This window comes from Ferrovibrio sp., from assembly GCF_041906005.1.
GTDB lineage: Bacteria > Pseudomonadota > Alphaproteobacteria > Ferrovibrionales > Ferrovibrionaceae > Ferrovibrio.
The window spans coordinates 2946344-2969040 of sequence record NZ_JAYRJY010000001.1 but is presented as its reverse complement, the minus strand read 5'-3'; the positions used below and the strand labels follow the sequence as shown (position 1 = coordinate 2969040).

The 22697-nt window shown below is 65.3% G+C and carries 24 protein-coding genes; 10 read left to right on the top strand and 14 right to left on the bottom strand.

Annotated features, from left to right (window positions below; all coding sequences use genetic code 11):
• The first annotated feature begins 63 nt into the window (after positions 1–63).
• The 3 genes from ACE3OO_RS14520 to ACE3OO_RS14510 are packed head-to-tail and all read left to right on the top strand — an operon-like array spanning position 64 to position 3205.
• Entirely contained in the window at positions 64–1341 is a 1278-nt protein-coding gene (locus tag ACE3OO_RS14520) for a ferredoxin-NADP reductase (RefSeq protein ID WP_374304110.1), read from the top strand.
• The gene (locus ACE3OO_RS14515) at positions 1338–1988 is read left to right on the top strand and encodes a glutathione S-transferase family protein (RefSeq protein ID WP_374304108.1); all 651 of its coding nucleotides are present in this window, start codon (positions 1338–1340) and stop codon (positions 1986–1988) included. The genes ACE3OO_RS14520 and ACE3OO_RS14515 overlap by 4 nt, the downstream gene beginning before the upstream one ends.
• Complete coding sequence (locus ACE3OO_RS14510) at positions 1988–3205, top strand: MFS transporter (protein WP_374304107.1); 1218 nt, start codon at positions 1988–1990, stop codon at positions 3203–3205. Before ACE3OO_RS14515 ends, ACE3OO_RS14510 begins: the two co-directional genes overlap by 1 nt.
• A 24-nt stretch (positions 3206–3229) precedes the next feature.
• Here the strand turns inward: ACE3OO_RS14510 and ACE3OO_RS14505 are convergent, their stop codons facing one another.
• Together ACE3OO_RS14505 and ACE3OO_RS14500 are read right to left on the bottom strand one after the other, a co-directional pair.
• Complete coding sequence (locus tag ACE3OO_RS14505; protein ID WP_374304105.1) at positions 3230–3592, bottom strand: DUF1428 domain-containing protein; 363 nt, start codon at positions 3590–3592, stop codon at positions 3230–3232.
• Positions 3593–3612: 20 nt separating this feature from the next.
• On the bottom strand, positions 3613–4446 hold the full coding sequence (locus ACE3OO_RS14500; RefSeq protein WP_374304104.1) for a DUF899 domain-containing protein: 834 nt from the start codon (positions 4444–4446) through the stop codon (positions 3613–3615).
• 71 nt (positions 4447–4517) lie between these two features.
• On the opposite strand from ACE3OO_RS14500, the gene ACE3OO_RS14495 reads away from it, so the two are divergent.
• Genes ACE3OO_RS14495 through ACE3OO_RS14485 form a run of 3 tightly spaced genes read left to right on the top strand, consistent with a single transcriptional unit; the run spans position 4518 to position 5986 of the window.
• Positions 4518–4958, top strand: a complete 441-nt coding sequence (locus ACE3OO_RS14495; protein WP_374304103.1) for a MarR family transcriptional regulator — start codon at positions 4518–4520, stop codon at positions 4956–4958.
• Positions 4959–4989: 31 nt separating this feature from the next.
• Positions 4990–5421: a VOC family protein gene (locus ACE3OO_RS14490; RefSeq protein WP_374304101.1), complete on the top strand. Its 432-nt coding sequence runs from the start codon at positions 4990–4992 to the stop codon at positions 5419–5421.
• Between the two features lie 25 nt (positions 5422–5446).
• Positions 5447–5986, top strand: coding sequence for an SRPBCC family protein (locus ACE3OO_RS14485; RefSeq protein ID WP_374304100.1), 540 nt, complete (start codon positions 5447–5449; stop codon positions 5984–5986).
• A gap of 4 nt (positions 5987–5990) precedes the next feature.
• On the opposite strand, the gene ACE3OO_RS14480 is transcribed toward ACE3OO_RS14485, so the two are convergent.
• Positions 5991–6860, bottom strand: a complete 870-nt coding sequence (locus ACE3OO_RS14480; protein ID WP_374304098.1) for a hypothetical protein — start codon at positions 6858–6860, stop codon at positions 5991–5993.
• A 106-nt stretch (positions 6861–6966) separates the two neighbouring features.
• Between ACE3OO_RS14480 and ACE3OO_RS14475 the strand changes: the two genes are divergently transcribed.
• The 3 genes from ACE3OO_RS14475 to ACE3OO_RS14465 are packed head-to-tail and all read left to right on the top strand — an operon-like array spanning position 6967 to position 11194.
• Entirely contained in the window at positions 6967–9063 is a 2097-nt protein-coding gene (locus ACE3OO_RS14475; RefSeq protein WP_374304097.1) for a 3-hydroxyacyl-CoA dehydrogenase NAD-binding domain-containing protein, read from the top strand.
• A gap of 51 nt (positions 9064–9114) precedes the next feature.
• Positions 9115–10722: a peptide chain release factor 3 gene (locus ACE3OO_RS14470; RefSeq protein WP_374304096.1), complete on the top strand. Its 1608-nt coding sequence runs from the start codon at positions 9115–9117 to the stop codon at positions 10720–10722.
• On the top strand, positions 10700–11194 hold the full coding sequence (locus ACE3OO_RS14465) for a hypothetical protein (RefSeq protein WP_374304094.1): 495 nt from the start codon (positions 10700–10702) through the stop codon (positions 11192–11194). Before ACE3OO_RS14470 ends, ACE3OO_RS14465 begins: the two co-directional genes overlap by 23 nt.
• Here the strand turns inward: ACE3OO_RS14465 and ACE3OO_RS14460 are convergent.
• From ACE3OO_RS14460 to ACE3OO_RS14415, 10 genes are all read right to left on the bottom strand, one after another.
• Entirely contained in the window at positions 11191–11994 is an 804-nt protein-coding gene (locus ACE3OO_RS14460; protein ID WP_374304093.1) for a cyclic nucleotide-binding domain-containing protein, read from the bottom strand. The two genes, ACE3OO_RS14465 and ACE3OO_RS14460, sit on opposite strands and share 4 nt — an antisense overlap.
• A 4-nt stretch (positions 11995–11998) precedes the next feature.
• Positions 11999–12457 (bottom strand): hypothetical protein, encoded by a 459-nt coding sequence (locus ACE3OO_RS14455; RefSeq protein WP_374304091.1) that lies wholly within the window; start codon positions 12455–12457, stop codon positions 11999–12001.
• A complete protein-coding gene (locus tag ACE3OO_RS14450; RefSeq protein WP_374304090.1) occupies positions 12454–13239 on the bottom strand; it encodes an aldo/keto reductase in 786 nt (261 codons plus the stop codon). Before ACE3OO_RS14450 ends, ACE3OO_RS14455 begins: the two co-directional genes overlap by 4 nt.
• Positions 13230–14408 carry an FAD-dependent oxidoreductase gene (locus ACE3OO_RS14445; RefSeq protein ID WP_374304088.1) on the bottom strand — a complete coding sequence of 393 codons (1179 nt, stop codon included), beginning with the start codon at positions 14406–14408 and terminating at the stop codon, positions 13230–13232. The genes ACE3OO_RS14450 and ACE3OO_RS14445 overlap by 10 nt, the downstream gene beginning before the upstream one ends.
• A gap of 8 nt (positions 14409–14416) precedes the next feature.
• Positions 14417–15871, bottom strand: a complete 1455-nt coding sequence (hldE, locus tag ACE3OO_RS14440) for a bifunctional D-glycero-beta-D-manno-heptose-7-phosphate kinase/D-glycero-beta-D-manno-heptose 1-phosphate adenylyltransferase HldE (RefSeq protein ID WP_374304086.1) — start codon at positions 15869–15871, stop codon at positions 14417–14419.
• Positions 15872–15954: 83 nt separating this feature from the next.
• Complete coding sequence (locus ACE3OO_RS14435; protein ID WP_374304085.1) at positions 15955–16674, bottom strand: metallophosphoesterase family protein; 720 nt, start codon at positions 16672–16674, stop codon at positions 15955–15957.
• Between the two features lie 4 nt (positions 16675–16678).
• Positions 16679–17206 carry an ActR/PrrA/RegA family redox response regulator transcription factor gene (locus ACE3OO_RS14430; RefSeq protein WP_374304083.1) on the bottom strand — a complete coding sequence of 176 codons (528 nt, stop codon included), beginning with the start codon at positions 17204–17206 and terminating at the stop codon, positions 16679–16681.
• Between the two features lie 102 nt (positions 17207–17308).
• On the bottom strand, positions 17309–18640 hold the full coding sequence (locus tag ACE3OO_RS14425) for an ActS/PrrB/RegB family redox-sensitive histidine kinase (protein ID WP_374304081.1): 1332 nt from the start codon (positions 18638–18640) through the stop codon (positions 17309–17311).
• The gene (gene zwf, locus ACE3OO_RS14420; RefSeq protein ID WP_374304079.1) at positions 18640–20115 is read right to left on the bottom strand and encodes a glucose-6-phosphate dehydrogenase; all 1476 of its coding nucleotides are present in this window, start codon (positions 20113–20115) and stop codon (positions 18640–18642) included. Before zwf ends, ACE3OO_RS14425 begins: the two co-directional genes overlap by 1 nt.
• 31 nt (positions 20116–20146) lie before the next feature.
• Positions 20147–21034: a phytanoyl-CoA dioxygenase family protein gene (locus tag ACE3OO_RS14415; RefSeq protein WP_374304077.1), complete on the bottom strand. Its 888-nt coding sequence runs from the start codon at positions 21032–21034 to the stop codon at positions 20147–20149.
• Positions 21035–21186: 152 nt separating this feature from the next.
• Between ACE3OO_RS14415 and ACE3OO_RS14410 the strand changes: the two genes are divergently transcribed.
• A complete protein-coding gene (locus tag ACE3OO_RS14410) occupies positions 21187–21726 on the top strand; it encodes a GcrA family cell cycle regulator (protein ID WP_374304076.1) in 540 nt (179 codons plus the stop codon).
• Positions 21727–21795: 69 nt separating this feature from the next.
• Here ACE3OO_RS14410 and ACE3OO_RS14405 read toward each other — a convergent pair whose 3' ends face one another.
• A complete protein-coding gene (locus ACE3OO_RS14405; protein ID WP_374304075.1) occupies positions 21796–22659 on the bottom strand; it encodes a phytanoyl-CoA dioxygenase family protein in 864 nt (287 codons plus the stop codon).
• Positions 22660–22697 lie beyond the last annotated feature (38 nt).

Genomic DNA, 22697 nt, shown 5'->3' with positions numbered 1-22697 from the left:
TAACGTGGTCAGGCTGCACTAAGGTTGCGGCGACATTTGGGCAACCATAGCTGAAATCGAACCGTGCTGCATCATATCGCCATCGTTGGAAGCGGTCCCTCCGGCCTGTTCTGTGCCGACGCCCTGCTCCGCCAGAAACCCGAGCTGAAAATCGACGTCTTCGACCGGCTCGCCACCCCCTATGGCCTGGTGCGCTTCGGCGTCGCCCCCGACCACCAGGGCACCAAGGCGGTGACCCGGCAGTTCGACCGGCTGTTCGGCAGCCCCAATCTGCGCTTCCTGGGCAATATCGCGGTCGGCCGCGACCTGCCGCTGGCCGAGCTGACCGCTCATTACGACGCGGTGATCCTGGCGCTCGGCGCCCATGCCGACCGGCCGCTGGGCATCCCCGGCGAGGACCTGCCGGGCCGTTATGGCTCGATGGCCTTTGTCGGCTGGTATAACGGCCACCCCGATTTCCGCAATCTCAACCCCCTGCTCGATCGCCCCGGCGCGGCGGTGATCGGCATGGGCAACGTGGCGATCGACATCGTGCGCGTGCTGGGCAAGACCCCGGCCGAGATGGCGAGCAGCGACCTGACCACCCATGCCGCCGCGGCCATCGCCAAGGCGCCGCTGACCGACCTTTACATCCTGGGCCGCCGCGGCCCGGTGGAAGCCAGCTTCACCAGCGCCGAGCTGGCCGAACTGGGCCGGTTGGAACGCGTGCGTCCGGTGGTGAACAAGGCGGACCTGCCTGAAATGCTTCCGGCCGGGATCGATCCCAACGAGGTAAAGGTGAAGGAAAAGAACCTGAGCCTGCTGCATGAATTCGCCGCCCGCACGGATGACAAGCCGATCAAGCTGCATTTCCTGTTTCATGCCGCGCCCGAGGCTTTGCTGGGCAGCGGCCGCGTGGAAAAGCTGAAGATCAAGGGCATCGAAAAGGCGTTGGACGTCGGCGCCGCGATCAGCGCCATCGGCTATCGCACCGCCACCGAGGGCGACCTGCCGCAGGCGGATGCACGCGGCGTTCTGGCCAATGAGTCGGGCCGCATCGCGCCGGGCCTGTATGTGGTGGGCTGGGCCAAGCGCGGCCCGAGCGGCACCATCCCGACCAACCGCGCCGAGGCGAAAGCCGTGGCAGACCTGGTGCTGGCGGATTTCGCCAACGACACCGCGCCCGCCAAACCCGGCAGCCTGGAACTGGACAAGCGCATCGCCACACGAGGCGTTGGCGTCATCGACTGGAACGGCTGGAAACGCATCGAGGCAGCCGAGGCGGCCGGCGCCAAACCCGGCAGTCCACGCGCCAAACTGGCCGACTGGGACGACCTACATCGCGCGGCATTGATCCTGTGAAGCTTTACAATATCGACGCCTCACCCTTCGCCGCCCGCGTGCGCATCCTGCTGCGCGCCAAGGGGCAGACCATGGAGATGCTGTCGCCACCGGCGCCAGCCGAGTTCCGCCAGATCGCACCCCTGGGCAAGGTGCCGGCACTGGTGCGCGACGACGGCAGCGTGCTGCCGGAATCGGAAGTGATCTGCCAGTATCTGGACGACATCCTGGCCGGCCCGAAGCTGTATCCCATCGAGACCGATGCCCGCGCCGCCAGCGCGCTGATCACGCGGCTGGCCGATCTGTACCTGGCCGTGCCCTTAAGCGATTTCTTCACTCAGTTATTCACCGCGCCTGGCGACCATGCCGCCATGCAGGCGATCATCCCTGACATTGCTCGCGGCCTGAAATACCTGGACCTGCATGTGGGCGCGGATGGTTTCGCCGCTGCCGGGCGTTTCACCCATGCCGATTGCGCCCTGCCGCCGATGCTGTTCTATGCCGCCGGCATGCTGTCAGCTGTTGCCGGCGACGACCTGCTGGCCAAACGGCCGCGGCTGCTTGCCTATTGGCAGTCCATTCAGCAGCAGCCGGCGGTGCAGGCCGTTCTTGAGGAAATGCGCCAAGCCGTGAAGAAATACCAGAGCAAGCTGCAGGCGGCGCAGTAATGGCCGAAGCCGGCCCGGTTAGCTCTGCACCATTGCCAGTCTGGCCGGTGCTGGCCGCGACGACATCGACGCAATCCCTCACCACATTGTCGGCCCTCGCCCTCTCGGCCGTGGCGCCGAAGGCGGCCGCCGATCTGGGCATCGGCCCGGCTTTGGTCGGTTATCAGGTCAGCCTGGTCTATGCCGGCGCAGTGATCACCTCGCTGATCGGCGGCGGTTTCGTGCGGCGGCTGGGCGCCACGCGGACCAGCCAGATTGCGTTGTGGCTGGCCATGGCCGGATGCCTGCTCTCGGCCTGGGGCACGCTGCCGGCGCTGGCGCTCGGGGCGCTGGTGATCGGGCTGGGCTATGGCTGCACCAATCCCGGCGCCTCGCATCTGCTCTCGCGCACGCGTAGCGGCGCGCATATGAATCTGATCTTCTCGATCAAGCAATGCGGCGTGCCGATCGGCGGCATCCTTGCCGGCCTGCTGATCCCGCCAGTCACATTGCTGCTGCACTGGCAAGCCGGGCTTGCGCTCTGTGCCCTGCTGGCACTGGGATTGAGCATCGCACTGCAGAAAGCGCGGACGCATTGGGATGCAGACCGCCAGAACGACGCCGCATTGTTTGTTTCGCCCCTGGCCGGTCTGTCGCTGATCTGGACGCATCCGATCCTGGGCTGGCTGGCGCTGTGTTCCTTTGCCTATTCCGCCGTACAGCTGAGCCTGACCGGCCTGCTCGTCACATATCTCGTTACTGAAGTTGGCCTCGACCTTGTGCTGGCCGGCAGCCTGATGGCGGTGGCGCAGACGGCGGGCGCGGCCGGCCGACTGGGTTGGGGCTGGCTGGCCGACCGGCTGAAATCAGGTTCGAAAGTGCTGATCATCAACGGCGCCATTGCCATCGTGGCCGCCATCTTCACGGCGCTGATCAGCGCGCAATGGCATATCGGCCTGATCGCCGCCGTTGTTGCGGTGTTCGGCTTCTGCGCCATTGGCTGGAATGGCGTGTTCATGGCGGTGATCGCGCGCCAGGCGCCGGCCGGCAGCATCGGCCTGGCAACCGGCGCCACACTCAGTATCACCTTCGCCGGTGTGGTGGTCGGCCCCTCGGCTTTCGCCTGGCTGCATGACCATGCCGGACTGTCCTATTCCGGCGGTTATCTGCTGATGGCCTTCGTCACCCTGCTGGGGGCGTTGTGCATGGTGATCGCGCGCCGGGGCCTGCGCACTTAAACCGGCCCCGGCGCACATTTCAGCTCAGGCCGAAACGATGGTCCTGAACCCGCCATAGCCCATGCGTTTCACGTCGAAGGGCATCTTCTTCGGATCGGGGCACATGGCCTGAAGGCGCGGATCCTTCATCACCCTGGCATTCACCTTGTCGCGGTGGGCGCGCGACTTGAAGACGATATAGGAAAACAGGACGACTTCGCCTTTCTTCAGCTTGGCGATCTTGCTGAACGGCAAACCGAATTTCACGTTCTCATCGTCGCTGACGCTTTCACGGAAATCGAGCGCGCCGTGCTCGCGCCAGATCTTGCCGGCCTTGGCCGCCATCTTTTTGTAAGCCGCCAGGTTCTTCTTCGGCACCGGCAGCAGGAAACCATCCACATAACTCATCTGACACGTTCCTCCTCTGCTTAATCGTGGCAGCAGCTTGCTGCAGGCTGCGGCGCGACATCGTATTTGTCGTGATGGCGCAGCCAGAAATCCCTGGTCTGCGGCCAGCCGGCAGGCGAATCTTCCCAACCTTCCTGTCGGCCCAGCGCCGTCATATCGAGCAGGTGATAGGTATTCAGCAGCATGTCGAGACCACGGCTGTAGGTGGAGTATGTGTGGTAGACGCGGCCGTCGTCCTGCAGGAAGCAGCTCAGGCCCGGTTGCTCGCCGGAGAAAGAGAGTTCACCGCCGGGCGACTGCGGCACGGGCCGGAAATTGTATTCCGGCGAGGCCATGGCCGGATCGATGCTCACATGAAAGTCGGCATTAAAGTCGCTGCCGAAGCTGGACGCCCAGGGCATGGTCCAACCCATGCGTCGCTTGAACGGCATGATCTTGGACAGTGGCGCACGCGAAACCATGGTAAAACTGGTGTCGCGCGCATGCAGATGCGACAGGTGCGGCAGGTTGTCGGCCAGATGCGAGCAGCCAGGGCAGCCTTCCGACCAGGGATGGGTCTGGCCCGGCGGCGGATCGTCGGGACTGAACATGAAATGGTAGATCACGAGCTGGCGGCGGCCTTCGAACAGGTCGCGCAGGCTGCGGCGACCCTCAGGCGTTTCGAACATATAGTCTTTATCGATCTCCACCATCGGCAGGCGGCGGCGTTCGGCATTCAGGGCATCGCGCTGTCGGGTGAAGGCTTTTTCCTTCGCCAGCAGTGCCGTGCGGGCCTTCAGCCAGTCTTGGCGCGAAACGACCGGCGGCTTGGCGGCAAGGATTTCATCCTGGGGATGCGGCTTCATCACATTCATGGCGGTCCTCCTCTGGGCCGGCTGAAGTGCCGGCTTGACATATACGTTGATATCAACATAATAAGCCCCGCATGTCAAAGATCGATATCCTGCCCTTCGAGACCACCATCATGGTGCGCGATACCTGCCTGTGCCTGCATGCACAGCGCGCAGCGCGCGCCCTGGCGCGGCGCTTCGACGACGTGCTTCGTCCCCTGGGCCTCACCAATGGGCAATTCTCCCTGCTGATGTCGCTGAACCGGCCTCAGCCGGCCAACATGAGCCAGGTGGCAAGCGTACTGGCGATGGACCGCACGACGCTGACCGCCTGCCTCAAGCCACTGGAACGCCGGGGCCTGGTGAATGTTTCCGCCGATCCGGATGATAAGCGCACCCGCCGCCTGACCCTGACGCCGGAGGGCCGCAAGCTGCTGGTCAAAGCCCTGCCGGTGTGGAAACGCACCCATGCCGAACTCGACCGGCTGGTGAGCGACCCGGAGCATCTGCGCGCCGACCTGCGGGCCCTTTCATAATTTCCACTGACAACAAACCCTGGAGTAGGCCGTGAGCTTCAATCCCTATCTCAGCTTTGATGGTAATTGCGCCGAAGCCTTCGGCTTTTATGAAAAGGCCCTCGGCGGCAAGATCGAGGCCATGCTGACGCATGGCGAAACCCCGGCCAGCGCAGATACACCGCCCGAATGGCAGGACAAGATCATCCATGCCTGCCTGTCGCTGAACGGCACGGTGATCATGGGTGGCGACGTGCCGCCGCAGATGTATCAACCGATGACCGGCTTTTCTGTGAATGTGGTGATGCCGACAGCCACCGAGGCCGAGCGTGTCTTTGCCGCCCTGAGCCAGGACGGCACCGTGCAGATGCCGATGGCGGAAACTTTCTGGGCCGAACGCTTCGGCATGGCCACCGACCGCTTCGGCGTGCCGTGGATGGTGAACTGCTTCCGGCCGGACCCGAACGGCGAGAATTGTCAGTAAGCTCCGTTCAAAAAAGGATCGTTTCATGCTGAAGACCATCGCCATCGGTGGCGCGGGATTGCTCGTGGTTGCCGTCGTCATCATCCTGATCATGGCCGCAACCAAGCCGGATGTTTTCCGCGTGCAGCGCTCGGCCAGCATCAAGGCGGCGCCGGAAAAGATTTTTCCGCTGATCAACGACCTGCATGCCAACCTGGACTGGTCGCCCTACGAGAAGAAGGACCCGGCGATGAAGCGCGCCCATGGCGGCGCGCAGAGCGGCAAGGGCGCCTTCTATGAATGGGACGGCAACAAGGAGGTGGGCAGCGGCCGCCTCACCATCACCGAATCCGTGGCGCCCAGCAGGGTGACCATGGCACTCGACATGACCCGGCCGTTCGAATGCCACAACATCGTGGAATACACGCTGGTGCCGCAGGGCGATGCCACCCTCGTGACCTGGGCCATGCAGGGTCCCGCGCCTTTCATCGCCAAGGTGATGCAGGTGTTTTTCGACATGGACAAGATGGTGGGCCGTGACTTCGAGGCCGGCCTGACCAGCCTGAAGGCCATCGCCGAACGCTGATCCGCTAGAGGTCGCCGATCTTGAAGCTCAGGCTGAGCACCTTCGGATAGCCCTGGGCATCCGGCGGCATGGCCATCGGCTGCGCCAGCCGCATGGCGCGCAGGAAAGTCTCCAGCGCCGTGCGGAATGCCGCCACCTGGGGGCGCGGATCATGCACGATCTGATCCCAGCCCTCGACCATCCGATTCATGTCCCAGGGATCATTCTTGCCAAAAGGCGGCGCCAGCATGCCGTTCGGCAGCACCATGTATCGGCCGTAGATCTGGATATTCTTGAATTGCGGTGCATCGAAATCGATCACCCAGACCTGCACGATCTGGCTGAGGAAGAAATCGCTTTCCGACTGCGTCATCGCCTCGGCCGGCTGTCCGGCCGCGCGGCCCGGACCAGGCTGGCGATTGCCGGCCTGATTCTGGGCCTGCGCCGGACGCTGCTGCGGCGCGGTCGCCACGCCCGGGCCGGGACGCTGCACCTGCGGCGGGGCCGGTTTGGCGGCTTCGTTCGTCTGCGGCCGGCTGCGGGCCCGTTCGCCACTGCTGGGCGGAGCCTTCGACTCCTCGGCAATCGGAGCACGCTGCAATTGCGGCACACTGGGCGGCGGCACCGGGGGCAGCGGGGTTTGCGGGGCAGGCTCGGGTTTCGGCGCCTCGGCCTGCGGCTTGGACGGCTCGGCCTTGGGGGCCTCGGCCTTGGGCGGCTGGGGCAGTACAAACTCGGCCAGAATCGGCGGCGGCTCGGGTTGCAGACGCCAGGTCCAGGGCTCGACCAGCAGCAGCAGCACGATCAGGCCGTGCAGCAGCAACGACAGGGCCACCGCCAGCCAGAGGCGGCGATTGTCCCATTCCTGCGCGCGGTATTCCAAAAACGAGGCCATGACAGACACTTAGCGCTGACGTAACGGCAGGCCAAGGCTTTTGCCCGGCTTGATCGCCTCGGCTATAACCGATTGTCCGACAATTAAGAAGACACCGGAGAGAAACGTGACCGATCCCACCGCCTACCCCGTTGCTTACGCCGTCCGCGACGGTATTGCCATCCTGACCATCGAAAACCCGCCGGTAAATGCCCTGAGCCAGGGTGTGCGCGCCGGGCTGATCGCCGGGCTTGAGAAAGCGGATGCTGACGCGAATGTGCAGGCGGCAGTGATCATCGGCGGCGGCCGCACCTTCATCGCCGGCGCGGATATCAAGGAATTCGGCAAGCCGCCGCTGCAGCCCTACCTGCCCGATGTGCTGAAGCGGATCGAGGCGATGAAGAAACCCGTCGTTGCCGCCCTGCATGGCACGGCTCTGGGCGGCGGCTTCGAGGTGGCGCTGGCCTGCCACTGGCGCGTGGCGCTGGACAGCGGCCAGGTCGGCCTGCCGGAAGTGAAGCTGGGCCTGATCCCGGGTTCGGGCGGCACCCAGCGCCTGCCGCGTCTGGTGGGGCCGAAAGTCGCGCTGGATGTGATCCTGTCGGGCAACCCTATGCCGGCGAAGAAGGCGGCCGAGCTGGGCGCCCTGGACGAGATCGTGGCCGGCGACCTGCTGGAGGGCGCGCTGGCCTTCGCGAAGAAGGTGGTGGCGGAGAAACGCCCGCTGCGCCTGGTGCGCGACATGAACGACAAGGTCAGCAATGTCGATCCGGTGGTGTTCGAGGAGATCCGCAAGGCCAATGCGCGCAAGGCCAAGGGCTTCCTGGCGCCGTGGCGCTGCATCGATGCCGTGGAAATCGCCACGAAACTGCCCATCGACGAGGGATTGCTGAAGGAGCGCGAATTCTTTTTCGAATGCATGGGCAGCCCGCAGCGCGCCGCGCAGATCCATGCCTTCTTCGCCGAACGCGAGGCGGCGAAAATCCCCGGCCTGCCCGAGGACGTGAAACCCAAGCCGATCAGGTCGGCCGTGGTGGTGGGCGCCGGCACCATGGGCGGCGGCATCGCGATGAACTTCGCCAATGCCGGCATTCCGGTGAAAATCCTCGAAGTCTCGCAGGAGGCTCTGGCGCGCGGTCTGGGCGTGATCGAGAAGAACTACGCCACCTCGGTTGCCCGCGGCAGCATGAAGCAGGAGGCCATGGACCGGGCGATGAAGCTGATCTCCGGCACCCAGCGGTTTGAGGATATCGGCGATGCCGACATCGTGGTGGAAGCCGTGTTCGAGGAGATGGGCGTCAAGAAAGAGGTCTTCGCCAGGCTCGACAAGGTGATGAAGCCCGGCGCCGTGCTAGCCACCAACACCTCGACGCTGGATATCGACGAGATCGCCGCCAGCACCAGCCGCCCGCAGGACGTGATCGGCACGCATTTCTTCAGTCCGGCCAACGTGATGAAGCTGCTGGAGAACGTGCGCGGCGCGAAATCCTCCCCCGAGACCATCGCCACCGTGATGGCTCTGGGCAAGACGCTGAAGAAAGTGGCGGTGCTGGCCGGCAATTGCGACGGCTTCATCGGCAACCGCATGCTGCACGGTTACCTGCGCGAGGCGAATTTCCTGCTGGAGGAGGGCGCCACGCCGCAGCAGGTGGACAACGCCCTGGAGGAATTCGGCCTTGCCATGGGCCCGTTCCGGATGAGCGATCTCGCCGGCCTGGATGTGGGCTGGCGCATCCGCAAGGGCAAGGCGCATCTGCGCCCCAAGGACGAGCGCTATTCCCCCGTCGCCGACCGGCTGTGCGAGATGGGCCGCTTCGGCCAGAAGACCGGCGCGGGCTTTTACAGATACGAGGGCCGCAACGCCCTGCCCGATCCGGTGGTCGAGGAGGTGATCCTGCAATCGGCCAGGGAACAAGGCATTGAACGGCGGACGATTTCCGACGAGGAGATCGTGCAGCGCTGCATGTATCCGCTGGTCAACGAGGGCGCCCGGATCCTGGAGGAAGGCATCGCCATCCGGCCGGGCGATATCGACATCACCTACCTTTTCGGCTATGGCTTCCCCGTCTATCGCGGCGGGCCGATGTTCTGGGCCGAACAGATCGGCCTCGACAAGGTGCTCGCCACGATCCGCGGCTTCCACAAGATCCACGGCAAGTTCTGGGAACCTGCACCTTTGCTGGTGCAGCGGGCCGAGGCCGGCAAGGGGTGGAACGACCGCTGAGAAAGCCCATATAAGGACACGGGCCCGATCCAGAGGTAGTTCAAGAGTACCATGTCCGAAGCCGCCATCGCCATTCCGGGCGCCGATCCCATCGGCGCCCGGCGCACATTCGCCATCATCGCGCATCCCGACGCCGGCAAGACCACGCTGACCGAAAAGCTGCTGCTGTTCGGCGGCGCGATCCATCTGGCCGGCGCGGTGAAGGCGCGCGGCGAGAACCGGCGCGCGCGCTCGGACTGGCTGAAGATTGAACAGCAGCGCGGGATCTCGGTCTCCACCTCGGTGATGAATTTCGAATACGAGGGCTGGACCTTCAACCTGCTCGACACCCCGGGCCATGAGGATTTCAGCGAGGACACCTACCGCACGCTGACCGCCGTGGATTCCGCCGTGATGGTGCTGGACGCCGCCAAGGGCATCGAGACGCAGACACGCAAGCTGTTCGAGGTCTGCCGCCTGCGCGACATGCCGATCATCACCTTCGTCAACAAGATGGACCGGGAAAGCCAGGATCCCTTCGCCCTGCTTGATGAAGTGGCCTCCACGCTGGCGCTGGATTGCGTGCCGGCGAATTGGCCCATCGGCATGGGCATGGATTTCCGGGGCTGCTACGACCTGTTCAACAAGCGGCTGCTGCTGACCGGCAAGGAAAACAAGAACCTGGAGCCGGAGGTGATCATCCTGGACAAGGGGCTGGACGATCCGCGCGCCCGCGAATTGCTGAGCGAGGCGCAGATCGCCAAGCTGGAAGAGGATATCGGCCTGATCGAGGCTGCCTGCCCCGCTTTCGACCTGGAAGCCTATCGCCAGGGCCACATGACCCCGGTCTATTTCGGCACGGCGCTGAAGAATTTCGGCGTCGACGAGCTGCTGAAGGGCCTGGGCCGCTTTGCCCCGCCGCCGCGGCCGCAGCCGGCCGACAAGCGCATGATCGAGCCGACCGAGAAGGCCGTCACCGGCTTCGTGTTCAAGGTCCAGGCCAACATGGACAAGAACCACCGCGACCGCGTCGCCTTCCTGCGGCTCTGCTCGGGTCATTTCAAGCGCGGCATGAAGCTGAAGCAGGTGCGCAGCGGCAAGCCGATCACGGTGAGCAACCCGACGCTGTTCTTTGCCCGCGACCGTTCGCTGGCCGATGAAGCCTGGCCGGGTGACATCATCGGCATTCCCAACCACGGCACGTTGCGGGTGGGCGACACGCTGACCGAGACGGAAGACCTGCGCTTCACCGGCATCCCCAACTTTGCGCCGGAAATCCTGCGCCGCGTGCGGCTGTCCGACCCGATGAAGGCCAAGCATTTGCAGCGCGCGCTGGAGGACCTGGCCGAGGAAGGCGTGACCCAGGTATTCCGCCCGCGCATCGGCGCCGACTGGATCGTGGGCCTGGTCGGCCCGCTGCAGCTCGACGTGCTGGCGGCCCGCCTGGCCGAGGAATACAGCCTGGAGGTCGGCTTCGAGAACGCGCCCTATGAGACGGCGCGCTGGATTTCGGCCGAGAATCCCAAGGATCTGGACGAATTCCTGGAGCAGAATCGCGGCACCATCGCCGACGACCGCGAGGGCGCGCCGGTTTTCATGGCCCGCAACGCCTGGGAACTTTCCTATATCGAGAAGAAATGGGATAAAATCCGTTTCCATGCCACGCGGGAACGCCACTAAGCCCCCCATCGCCAGACCTTTTGGCCGCCGCGCCCTGCTGGCCGCGCTGGCCGGCCTGTGCCTGATCGCATCGCCGGCGGGCTGGGCACAGGAAAAAGAAAAAAAGAAGAAATCCGACTCGCCAATCGAAAAGCCGCTGGTGAACACACCGCTGCTGATGGTCGACGCCGTCACCGCGCCGGTGGCCGGCCCGCCGGGATCACAGGTGATCATGACCCTGAGCATCGATTGCGGCGACGTGGAAAACGCCCGCAAGATCGATGCACTGATGCCGCGTGTCTATAACGCGGTGATCATGGAACTGAACCGCGAGCCCCTGGGCAAGGACGGCCGCGTGCATGACAACGACCTGGAAGGACTGAAGCGCCGGCTGGTCTTCCAGATCAACCGTTCGCTGCAGGGGCCACAAGTGGTGGGTGTCTATATCCGCTCGCTGCAGGAAGTGCCTTTGCGCAAGCCGCCCAGCCGTTAATCGGTCCGCTGCCCTGCCGCCACATCGCGCGCCGGCAGCGCGATCCGCATCATCCGCCCGGCATAGATCCGCATCAGGGCCTTCACGATGGTTGGGCATCCATTCAGGATGGCGTTGAAATGACTGGCCGCGATGTGTTCGCACACCGTCGCCTCGGATGCGATAGCCGTGGCCCGACGCGGCTCGCCGGTCAGCAGCGCCAGTTCGCCAAACACCTCGCCCGGCTCGACACAGCGCAGCCGCATCTGGCTGCCATCGGGCATCTCGCGCACCAGGTCGACGCGGCCGCTCTGCACCAGATAGACATTGTAGCCGGGCTGGCCGGTGCGAAAGATCGTTTCGCCAGCGGCATACACCTTGCGATCCAGGATTCGCATGCCCGACTGTTCGGATTGTATGGTGGCCGCCATCATGTCGCCGATGGCGAACTTCATGGCCGGCGCCGGCGGCGCAATTCCTTCGGCATGACGGATGTTGCGAATGAAGGTTTGCAGCAGATAGCGCGCCAGCGGCGGCGCGGCATCCAGCGCCCGATCCAGGGCTACTGCGTTGATGCGGCGGCAGACCGTGGGTTCGATTGCCACCACGCTGGCCGCGCGCGGCGCCGGATCGATCAACGCCATCTCGCCCACCACGCCGCCCTCGCCCATCTCGGCCAGCCGCAGCTTGGCATCGTCTTCCATGCGGAAGACTTCGACGCGGCCGGACAGGATCAGATAACAGAAATCGCCGTAGGCGCCCTGCTCCATCAACGTGGCGCCGCGGCCGAAATGAAACTCCTGGTCATGAGCCTCGCTCATGCCTTCAGTCCTTGTCTTCGTCAGGGCTGAACAGGATCGCCTTGGCGCGAATATCGTCGATGCTGCCCATCAGGTCTTCGATCTTGGCTTCCAGCAGATCGGCAGCCTGGCGTGCGAGCCCCAGTTCTTCCTCCACCGCCTGCAGCATGGCCTGCCGCGCCGCGCCGATGATGGCGCCGTTGGGTTGCACCGGGAAACTGACGCATTTGGTGACGAAACGGCGCACGGCAGACGCGCTGGGCAAACGCCCCAATACCAGCCTTGCCGGCACGGCCAGCACCAGCCAGGCGCCATCTTCCTGCGACAGGGCGGCGAAATCGCCCTTGCGGAACCCGGCGCGCGAGGCGCTGCCCTCTTCCTGCCCGGGCAGGTCGAGCATGGCGACCTCCCAGCCGAACGCAAGAAATTCCTGTTCGTTGGCCTGGGCGCGTTCAACAGCCGCTGCGTCCTGCTGTTCCATCATGCCACTCCCTCTTTTCCCGCCTGCAATGCCGTGGCATTGGCGCGCAGATTGGCCGGCGATACGGTGCCGACAACGATGGACGACACGCCGGCAATCGCCGCCGCCGCCCGCAGGGCGCTTGCCGGATCGGCGGCATGGCCACTGGCCAACGCCTTCTTGATCAGCACACCCTTCCCTGCGGCGGCGGCCTCGGCGATCACCGGCAGGTCGTCAGTATAGCCGGGATTATAGGTCAGCATCATCACATCGACGCAATCGAGCATATGGTGGCTGCCCGCCGGCGTCTTGCCGGAAAAGCCGCTGGCGCGGATCAGGCCGCGTCGCTTCAACCGGTCCAGCGCCTCGGCCGCCGGCAGGAAGCGGTCCCCGGCCTCGTCTATGCCGTCGGAATGCAACAGCACGACATCGATATAATCCGTGCGCAGGCGGCGCAGACTGGTTTCAACCGAGGCGATTATTGCAGGCACGGAAAAATCGAACCGGGACTGGCCATCCTCAAACCATTCCCCGGCCTTGGTGGCAATCACCCACCCGGCGCGGCCGGCTCCGACCTTCGGCAGCAGTTGCCCCAGCCGCTCCTCGCTGCGGCCATAAGCCGGCGCGGTGTCGATCAGGGTGATGCCCAGCGCATGGGCCTGTTCCAGCAGGGCGATCACGCCGGCGTCATCGGGCAGGTCGAAACCCTGCGGATATTTCACGCCTTCGTTACGCCCGATCTTCACCGTGCCCAGCCCCAGCAGACTGACCGTGATGCCGGTGGATCCCAGCGGCCTCATGTCCATGCCGCGACCTCCCACGGTGCGGGTGCCATAAGGGCCGTCGCCCAATGCGAGAGATCAGAAATCTGACCCGACGGTGGTGGCAATTCGGCCAGCACCTGATCGGCCAGTTGCGGCGCCAAAGCCAGTTTGGTCGGCCAGGCCAGCCAGCAAAGCGGCGCTACACGGCGCAGCACCGGGCCATCGGGTTTGCGGCCATCTGCGGTGGCGCCCTCGGCGCGCTCCACATACAGCGTGGCATAACGGCAGCCAGAAAAATCCTGCCGGGGCAGCAAGGCGGCGAATTCATCCTTCGCCGCCGCGATCAGCGCCTCGGGGCTTTGCGTCGCGCCAGTCTCGGCGAGTTGTCCGCCGACATACCAGACCAGGCTGCCATCCGAGCGTGTATGCGTGGTGACGGTAACGCGCGGCTTATCACTGGCATCGAAACAATGGGCCCAGAGCGGGCCGGGAGCATTGTCGAGCAGCAGCATTTGCAGAGGCCGGCGCTGGGCGGCAGCCGCCGACAGGCCAAATTGCGCCAGCAGGCTTTCGTTGCCCGCGCCCGCGGTGGAGATCAACGCGCCTGCGCGCAGCCGGCGCGGCTGGGCAAAGCCATCATGGCCCTCGATCGTCACGCCATCATCATCGGGCGAAACCCGCACATCGCCCCGAACGCGTTTGATCGATGCCTGCCGTGGCTGCACCAGCGCCTGCATCAGCGCCGGCACATCCAGCACACATTCATCCAGGGCATAGACGGCGGCGACATGGTCAGGGTCGCGCAGCACGACGGGCCATTGCTCGGGCGCCAGCGCATCGACGCGGCCACGCACCAGCTTGCTGCCGAAGAAGCCGGCGATGCGACTGGCCAGCGTCTTGCGCGCCCAGAACAGATGCCGCTCGGCCGCCAGCGGCACGCCGCGCAGGTCCACCTCCCCCGTGCCGGCCAGGCAAGCGCGCCAGCGCGCGGGCATATCGGCCAACGCGTCGCTGGCGGTATTGAGCTTGAGGTCGAGGGCGTATTTCAAGCCGCCGTGGATGATGCCTTGCGAGGCCAGCGTCTGGCCGGCGCCAAGCGCCCGGTTTTCCAGCAGCAGCGCGCTGTATCCGGCGGCCTGCAGGCGCGCCAGCAGCCAGAGGCCGGCAATGCCGCCGCCGAGGATCGCGACGTCGACATCCCGCGTCGCCATAACCTGGCTCAGGACCGCAGTTTCTGGATGGTCGCCGTGGTGCTGTGACCGGCAACCAGTCGCGAGACGCGCACTTCGCCGCCATAGCCCTGCACGATATCGGCGCCCACCACCTGATCGATACCGTAATCGCCGCCCTTGATCAGCAGGTCTGGCTTGAGCATTTCCAGCAGCGGGATCGGCGTGTCTTCCGGAAAGACGATCACCAGATCGACCAGGCCAAGGGCCGCGAGCAGACGGGCACGATGTTTTTCATCCTGCACCGGGCGCGTCTCGCCCTTCAGCTTCTTCACGGAAGAATCGGCATTGATCGCCACGATCAGGCGGTCACAGCCGGCGCGGGCTTCCGACAGCAGAGCCAGATGACCGGCATGCAGCAGATCGAAGCAGCCATTGGTGAAGCCGATGCGTTCGCCGCGCAGGCGCCAGGCATCGACGCGTTCCTTGGCCTGCTGGCGCGACACCACCTTGGCATCGATGCCATGGGGATCAGGCATGTGCAGGGCCAGGCGCAATTCATCCGGGTGCACGACGGCGGTGCCAACCTTGGCGACCACGATGCCGGCGGCGATATTGGCGAGGCGGGCGGCCAGCGGCAGCGGGCGTTTCATCGCCAATGCCGCGGCGATCACGGCCACCACCGTATCGCCGGCGCCGGAGACGTCGAAAACCTCGCGCGCCTCGGCCGCCAGATGCAGCGGGGCGTCACCGCCCTGCACCAGCGTCATGCCGGCGGCTCCGCGCGTGACCAGCACATTGGCGATACCGGTGGTTTCCACCAGCTTGCGGCCGGCCTTCACCGCGCTGGCATCATCGGCACAGCTTTCGCCGGTGGCCAACGCAGCCTCGGCGCGGTTGGGCGTCACCAGATAGGCACCGCGATAGCGGGCATAGTCGCTGCCCTTGGGATCGACCAATACCGGCTTGCCGGACGACTTGGCGGCAACGATCAGCGCCGTGATGACACGATCAGGCAAGGCACCCTTGGCATAATCGGAAAGCACCAGCACGGCACAATCGGCCAGCGCTCCCTTGGCAGCATCGATCAGCGTGTCTATGGCGGCCGGCGTGCTAGCGGCGCGATTTTCGCGGTCGACGCGCAGCAGCTGCTGGCGGCTGCCGATGAAACGGATTTTCTCGATGGTGCGGCGGGCCTCGTCGACCACCAGGCGGGCATCGATGCCACGCTCCAGCGTCAGCACATCGTTCAACTCATCGGCCGCACCGTCATCGCCGACCAGGCCGATCAGCACCACCTCGGCGCCCAGGGCCGCGATATTGCGCGCCACGTTGCCGGCGCCGCCGGGCATGACGATCTCGCGGTCGGCCTGCATCACCGGGATCGGCGCCTCGGGCGAGATGCGTTCGACCCCGCCATAGACGAAGCGGTCGAGCATCACGTCGCCGACGACGAGGACGCGGGCGCCGGTGAAATCGGCCGGATCAGCGGGAAAATCGGACATGGCCTTCGATACACCGGCGGCGGGCCGAATTCCAGCCCTCGCCCGTTTCAGGCCTCGGCCCGGACAGCCCGCAAGGGGCCGGATCAGGTCTGCAACAGGCGCTGCCCGGCCCCTTCCAGCACCAGGGCGGTCAGCCGGCCGGTGGTATAGGCCCCGGTATCGACCCCGATGCGGTTCGGCCGCCATTCCACTTCGTGCACGATGGTATGGCCATGCACCACCACCAGGCCGTGATCGACCTCCGAATCGAGGAAGGCGTCGCGGATCCAGATCATCTGCTCGCGGCTCTGCCGGTCGAGCGGCAGGCCCGGCTTGATGCCGGCATGGACGAACAGGTAATCGCCGAACTGCGCCTGCATCACCAGTTTTTCCAGGAAATGCCAGTGATGGCGCGGCAGCGCGCCGCGCAGGCTGCGCTGGGTGAGCAGCAATTCATCATAGGCCGCCGGGATACGCACCTTGTAGCTGGCCAGCGTGGCATCGCCGCCATTGGCCAACCACAGCGAGGCACCATAGGGCGCATCAAGGAATTCCAGCATCATGGCTTCGTGGTTGCCCAGTAGGGTGATGGTCTCGACCCCAGCCAGTTTATGACGGGCCAGCCGTTCGATCACGCCATGGGAATCCGGGCCACGGTCGACATAATCGCCGAGATAGACCACCACGCAGCGCTCTGGTGCCGTCGATTGCAGGTCGGCCTCGATCAGGCCATGCAGCCTGTCGAGCAGGTCGGCGCGACCATGAATGTCGCCGATGGCATAGACGCGGAGCCCCGGCGGCAGCCTGGCCTCCTGCAGCAGCATGGGTCTATTGCGGCGAACGCTTGGCGAGGATGCGCTGCAGGGTGCGGCGATGCATCTTCAGCCGGCGCGCCGTCTCCGACACATTGCGGTCGCAAAGCTCGAAGACGCGCTGGATATGCTCCCACCGCACGCGCTCGGCCGACATCGGTTCATCCGGCGGCGCAGGATGTGCGGCATTGCCGGCCCGCAAGGCGCGGTCAACATCGTCGGCATCGGCCGGCTTGGGCAGGTAATCGACGGCACCTGCCTTCACGGCGGCGACGGCAGTGGCGATGTTGCCATAACCGGTCAGCATCACCACGCGGGCGTCCTGGCGGGCGCTGCGGATCGCACTCACCACATCGAGGCCGTTGCCGTCGCCGAGTTTGAGGTCGACCACGGCATAGGCCGGCGGTTTGGCGCGGGCAAGCTGGATACCGGCAGCAACCGACTCGGCGGTCTGCACTTGATAGCCGCGCTTTTCCATCGCGCGGGCCAGCCGCATCCGCAGCGGTTCGTCGTCATCGACGATGAGGAGGGTCATGTCGGTCATCGCGGCCAGAATGTACCCGAGCCCCGCTCCGGCGCAACCCCTGGAGTAGTCCCGGAGTCCCGGATGCAGGGCAGCCATGCATGATTGGGAGGGCTGGACGCTTTATGCTGGGCGGCGGACCAGCGTCTCGCGCGACCAGATCACCGCCACCTGGGTGCCACCACCGGGACGATTGGCGAAGGTGACGCCTGCCCCGCTGCGCCGAAGCAGGTTCATGGCGATGAATACACCCAGCCCCATGCCGCCGCTGTCGGGCCGACTGGTCACATAGGGTTCGCCCAGAGCCGAGAGGATATCGACATTGAGGCCGGGCCCATCATCGAGGATCAGCAGGCGGATATGTTTGTCGTCCCAGCCCACCTCCACGGTCACCCGACTGCGGGCGAATTCCATGGCATTCTGCAACAGGTTGCTGAGGCCGTGGATGATCTCGGGCCGGCGCGGCAGGTTGGGTGCGGCGCCTTCGCCTTTCAGCGTCACCGCGAAATCGATATTGGCGCGGCGCCAGGGCTGGGCCGCCACCTCGATCAGGTTGGCAATACCCAGGTCGGAAAAAGCTTCGGCATCGGCATTGGCCGAAGGCCGGCGCGACAGCCGCGCCAGGATTTCGCGACAGCGCTCCACCTGGCTTTGCAACAGCGCCAGGTCTTCGGCGATCGGATTGTCGGCCGGGGTGTCGCGGCCCAGTTCCTTCACCACGACGGCAATCGTGCCCAGCGGCGAGCCCAGTTCATGCGCCGCCGCGGCCGCCAGACTGCCCAGGGCCGAAACCTGCTGCTCCTGCGCCAACGCAAGCTGCGTGGCGGCCAGCGCGTCCGACATGCGGCGTGCTTCCTCGGCCACCTGCCAGGCATAGGCCGCAATGAACAATGTGCCGAGCACCAGGGCCATCAGGTTGCCCCAGCGATAGAGCGGCGGCATCGCCACGGCTTCGGGGTCGCTCCAGGGCAGCGGCAGGTGATAGAGCGTGAGCAGCACCGCCAGCGTGAAGGCCACCAGGCCAAGCAACACGGTGGACCGCAGAGTGAGGATGGTGGCCGACACGGTGACCGGCACCAGGATCAGCAGCGCGAAAGGATTGTCGATGCCGCCGGTGAGAAACAGTAGCAGGCCGAGTTGCAGCAGATCGAAGGCCAGATAGCCTGCAGCGCCGATTTCGCTCAGCCGCTTGGCGGTCGGATAGACCACGAACAGCACGATGTTGAGCAGGGCCGAAACGCCGACGATACCCAAGGCCGGCAGCAGCGGCAGGCGGAAGTTCAACCCGAAATGCACGAACAGGATGGCCAGCAACTGGCCGACGATGGCGATCCAGCGCAGCAGCACCAGCGTTTGCAGGCGCACGCGGCCACTCATCTGGTCCATGCCGGCATCGTCGTTTGCCTGCAGCGCGCCGAGGCGGTCGCGCAGGGTTTCCAGCAAGGCCGCCCGCATCAGCGCATATCCTCGTGCCAGGTGCGGCCGTCGCGCTCGATCAGGCCGATGGCCGACGATGGGCCCCAGCTGCCGGCGGTGTAGGGCTTCGGCGTCTCGCTGCCGGCCGACCAGCCGGCCAGGATGGGTTCAATCCAGCGCCAGGCGGCTTCCACCTCGTCGCTGCGCATGAACAGCATCGGATTGCCGCGCACCACGTCCATCAGCAGGCGTTCATAGGCGTCGGGCTGACGGCCATGGAAGGTATCGGCGAAGCTTAAGTTCAGCGGCGCCTGACGCAGCCGCATGCCGCCCGGCCCCGGCACCTTGGTCATCATATGCAGGGCGATGCCCTCGTCGGGCTGCAGGCGGATCACCAGGCGGTTGGCCACCACGTCGCGGCTGGCACCGTCGAAGATCAGATGCGGCACCGGGCGGAACTGCACCACGATTTCCGAGCGCCGCGCCGGCAGGCGCTTGCCGGTGCGCAGATAAAACGGCACGCCGGCCCAGCGCCAGTTATCCACCTCGGCCTTCACCACGACGAAGGTTTCGGTATTGCTGGCCGCCTGCTCCACTTCATCCACATAGGCCGGCACGGCCACGCCATCCACCGCACCCGGGCCATACTGGCCGCGCACGGTCTTCTCCATGATCGAGCGTTCGTTGATCGGCCGCAGGGCCTGCAACACCTTCAGCTTCTCGTCGCGCACCGCATCGGCGGCGAAGGCATTCGGCGCTTCCATCGCCACCAGGCAAAGCAGTTGCAGCAGGTGGTTCTGCACCATGTCGCGCAGCGCGCCGGCATGATCATAATAACCGGCGCGGCCCTCAACGCCGATCTTCTCGGCCACCGTCACCTGCACATGATCGACCACGCCGCGATGCCAGACCGGCTCGAACAGGGCATTGGCGAAGCGCAGCGCCATCAGGTTCTGCACCGTTTCCTTGCCCAGGTAATGATCGATGCGGAAGACGCGCTCTTCCGGGAAGGCGGCGGCGACGGCGGCGTTGATCGTCCGCGCCGAGGCCAGATCGTGGCCGATGGGCTTTTCCAGCACCACGCGGGCCTGCGGCCGGTTCAAACCGGTTGCCGCCAGATGGCCGCAGATGCTGCCGAAGAAGCGCGGCGCCATGGCCAGATAATACACCACCACGCGATCGGAGGCGCCGTCGATGGCCTGGGCCAGCGCGGCATAGTCCTCGGGCGCATCGGCATCGAGGCTCAGGTACCGGAACCGCGCGATGAAACGTTCCACTGCCGCTTCGTCGTAATCGGCGGAGTCGAGATGCCGGTTCAGCGCGCCGCGCGCCAGATTGCGGAATTCCTCGTCGCGCATCGCCCCGCGCGCCACCGCGAACAGCCGCACATCGGCATTGAGCTGACCGGCGACATCGCGGTGATACAGCGCGGGCATCAGCTTGCGCAGCGACAGGTCTCCGGTGGCACCGAAAACAACGAGGTCGAAGGAGAAACTGCCGCTCGGATGAGTCATGCCCGCAGCCTGACATGATGACGGGGCTGCATCAATCCTCCAGGAAATGCGGTTCGGGCTTCTCGTGCAAAGCCTCGTAATGCACCAGCGAGGGATGTGGCCCCAGCGGCACGGGCCGTCCGGCGCGGAATGCCCATTCGCCACGGTCGCAATTCTGCGCCGTGACGTAGCCATTGATATAAAGCCGGCGATCCTGGCCCGAGACATTCGCGCCTGAGCCATGCACCAGGTAGGGCGACCACAGCGCCACGTCGCCGGGCTCGAGCAGCAGGTCGACGGCATCGGCCGGCTCCAGGCCGGCGACATGCAGGGCGTCGTCCTGCATGTTCTGCAACAGGATCGGCCCATCGCCGCCCAGGCCCAGGTCGCCGCGCAGATGGCTGCCGGGGATCACCTTCATCGCGCCGCTGGCTTTGGTATGTGCATCGAGGGCGATGCCGGTCTGCACATAGGAATGGGCCAGGTCGCGAAAGGCGGTGGCCGGCCGGCGGAAGCGGCTGTCCTGGTGATAGGCGAATTCCACGCGGGTCGCACCCGGCGGCTTCCAGTGCATCTGGTTGATGATCTGCTTCAGGTCGGACCCGATCAGGGGGGCCAGCAGCGCGACGAACCGCGGATCGAGCCGCACGGCATCCAGCAGCGGATCGCGCCAGGACGGCCATTGCACCATGCGCAGGATCCTGCCGAGCTGCGGGTCGTCGCCCAGACGGAACAGCAGATTGCCATGGCGGAAGCTGCGACCCAGTCGAAGACCCTCCTGGTAGAGAGCGTCGAAACGGTCCGCGATGGCCGCCACCTCAGCCGGTCCGAACAGCCCGCGCACCACGATAAAGCCATCGCGGGCATAAGCTTTGCGCAGTTCGACCGGATCGGGCAGACGGGCCTGCCAGGGATAAGTTGGGTCGGGAAAGCCGTTCATCTGGGGATAACTCCGATTCGCCCCCTATTGCCGAAGGGTTATTTTAACCCAGCGGACCAGATTCTTGTGGATAAGGCCAGAGTCTGGTTGACCGGAAACCAGATTCTCGCCTTACTGCATGTAGCGTCTCAGTCCAATTACGGGGGCTACATATGGTATGGACGGACGAGAAGGTTAAACTTCTGGTTCAATTGTGGGAATCCGGCCAGTCGATCACCCAGATCGGCAAAGCGCTGGGCATGACCCGCAACGCCGTGGTCGGCAAGGCCCACCGCATCGGCTTGGCCAAACGCGCCTCGCCGATCATGCGGAGCGAAAAGCCGGCGCAGCCGCGACCGGCGGCCAGTCATGCCGGCCCACCAGGGGGACATGCCACGGCGGCACCGCGCGCCCCGGCCCAGCCAAAGGCTGAACGGGCTCCGGCGGCCGAAGGCTCCGAAGGCGGCCCGGCTGCCGGCAACAGTTCTGGTTCCGGCCAGCAATTGACTGCTGCGATGCTGGCGGCGCTGACGCCCAGCACCGGTCCACGCTGCAAATGGCCGATCGGCGATCCGAAAAGCGCCGAATTCGATTTCTGCAGTCACGTCGCGCTGCCGGGCAAGCCTTACTGCGCCCAGCATTGCGCCATGGCCTACACGAACTGGAATCCGGAGAGCGCCGTCGAGGCCGTGAAGGCAGTGAACGCCGCCTGATACGACCAAGACGTTCCGGATTTCAAAAAGCCCGGCGGATATCATTCCGCCGGGCTTTTTCTATGCGCCTCAGTCTTCCAGCAGTCGCTTGGGATGCAGGCCGTTGACGAAGCCCATGAAGGGCGGATGGATGCTGTAGCCCAGCATGCGGCGGATATGCTCGCTGCATTGCTTCACGCGTTCGCGGGAAACCGACAGGCTGAAATTCTCCTGCTGCCGGCACCAGGGCGCACAGTATTGGGCCGTGACGCAGAGCCGGCCGGCTGCCGAGCGGTTGGCACCGCCGCCATGCCACAACGTGCCGAGGAACAGCAGCACCGAGCCTTTCGGCATCACCGCCGGGATGGCGCGCGCCAGATCGGCCTCGTCCGGCACGCGATCGGACCACAGGTGGCTGCCGGGCAAAACCACCGTGGCCCCGTTCTCGGCCGTGAAATCGTCAATGGCCATGATGGTGGCCGCGCCCAGTGGCGGACGCGGGCGTGGCCAGGGATAGAAGGCATCGTCGTGATGCAGTGGCTGGGCCGCCTCGCCCGGCAGGATGTTGATCGCCTGCAGCTGCGACAGCAGATAGTTCGGCTCCAGCACGCGATCCAGCAATGCCAGCACCAGCGGATGCTCGACCAGCGGATTGCAGATGAAGGTCTTTTCGATCACGGCATAGAGCCGCTGGGTGTCGAAGCCTTCGAAATTGTTGCGACCCAGATGTTTGCCGAACAGCGGCATCAGGTCGGCCCTGATCGCCTCGACATCGTCTTCGGAAAACAGCCGCTCCAGGATCACATAACCATCGCGCTGCAGGGTGGCGAACAGGGCATCGGCCAGGGCGGGATCGGCCTGCGCCTGGCTGCCGGCGGTGGACTTGTATGTACGCGCCAGTTCGGCGCGGAAATACTCCTGCATGTCGCGGACGACGGTTACCGTGTCGGTCATGGCGGTTTCCTCCCGCCGCTTACGATGCGCGCCTTGCG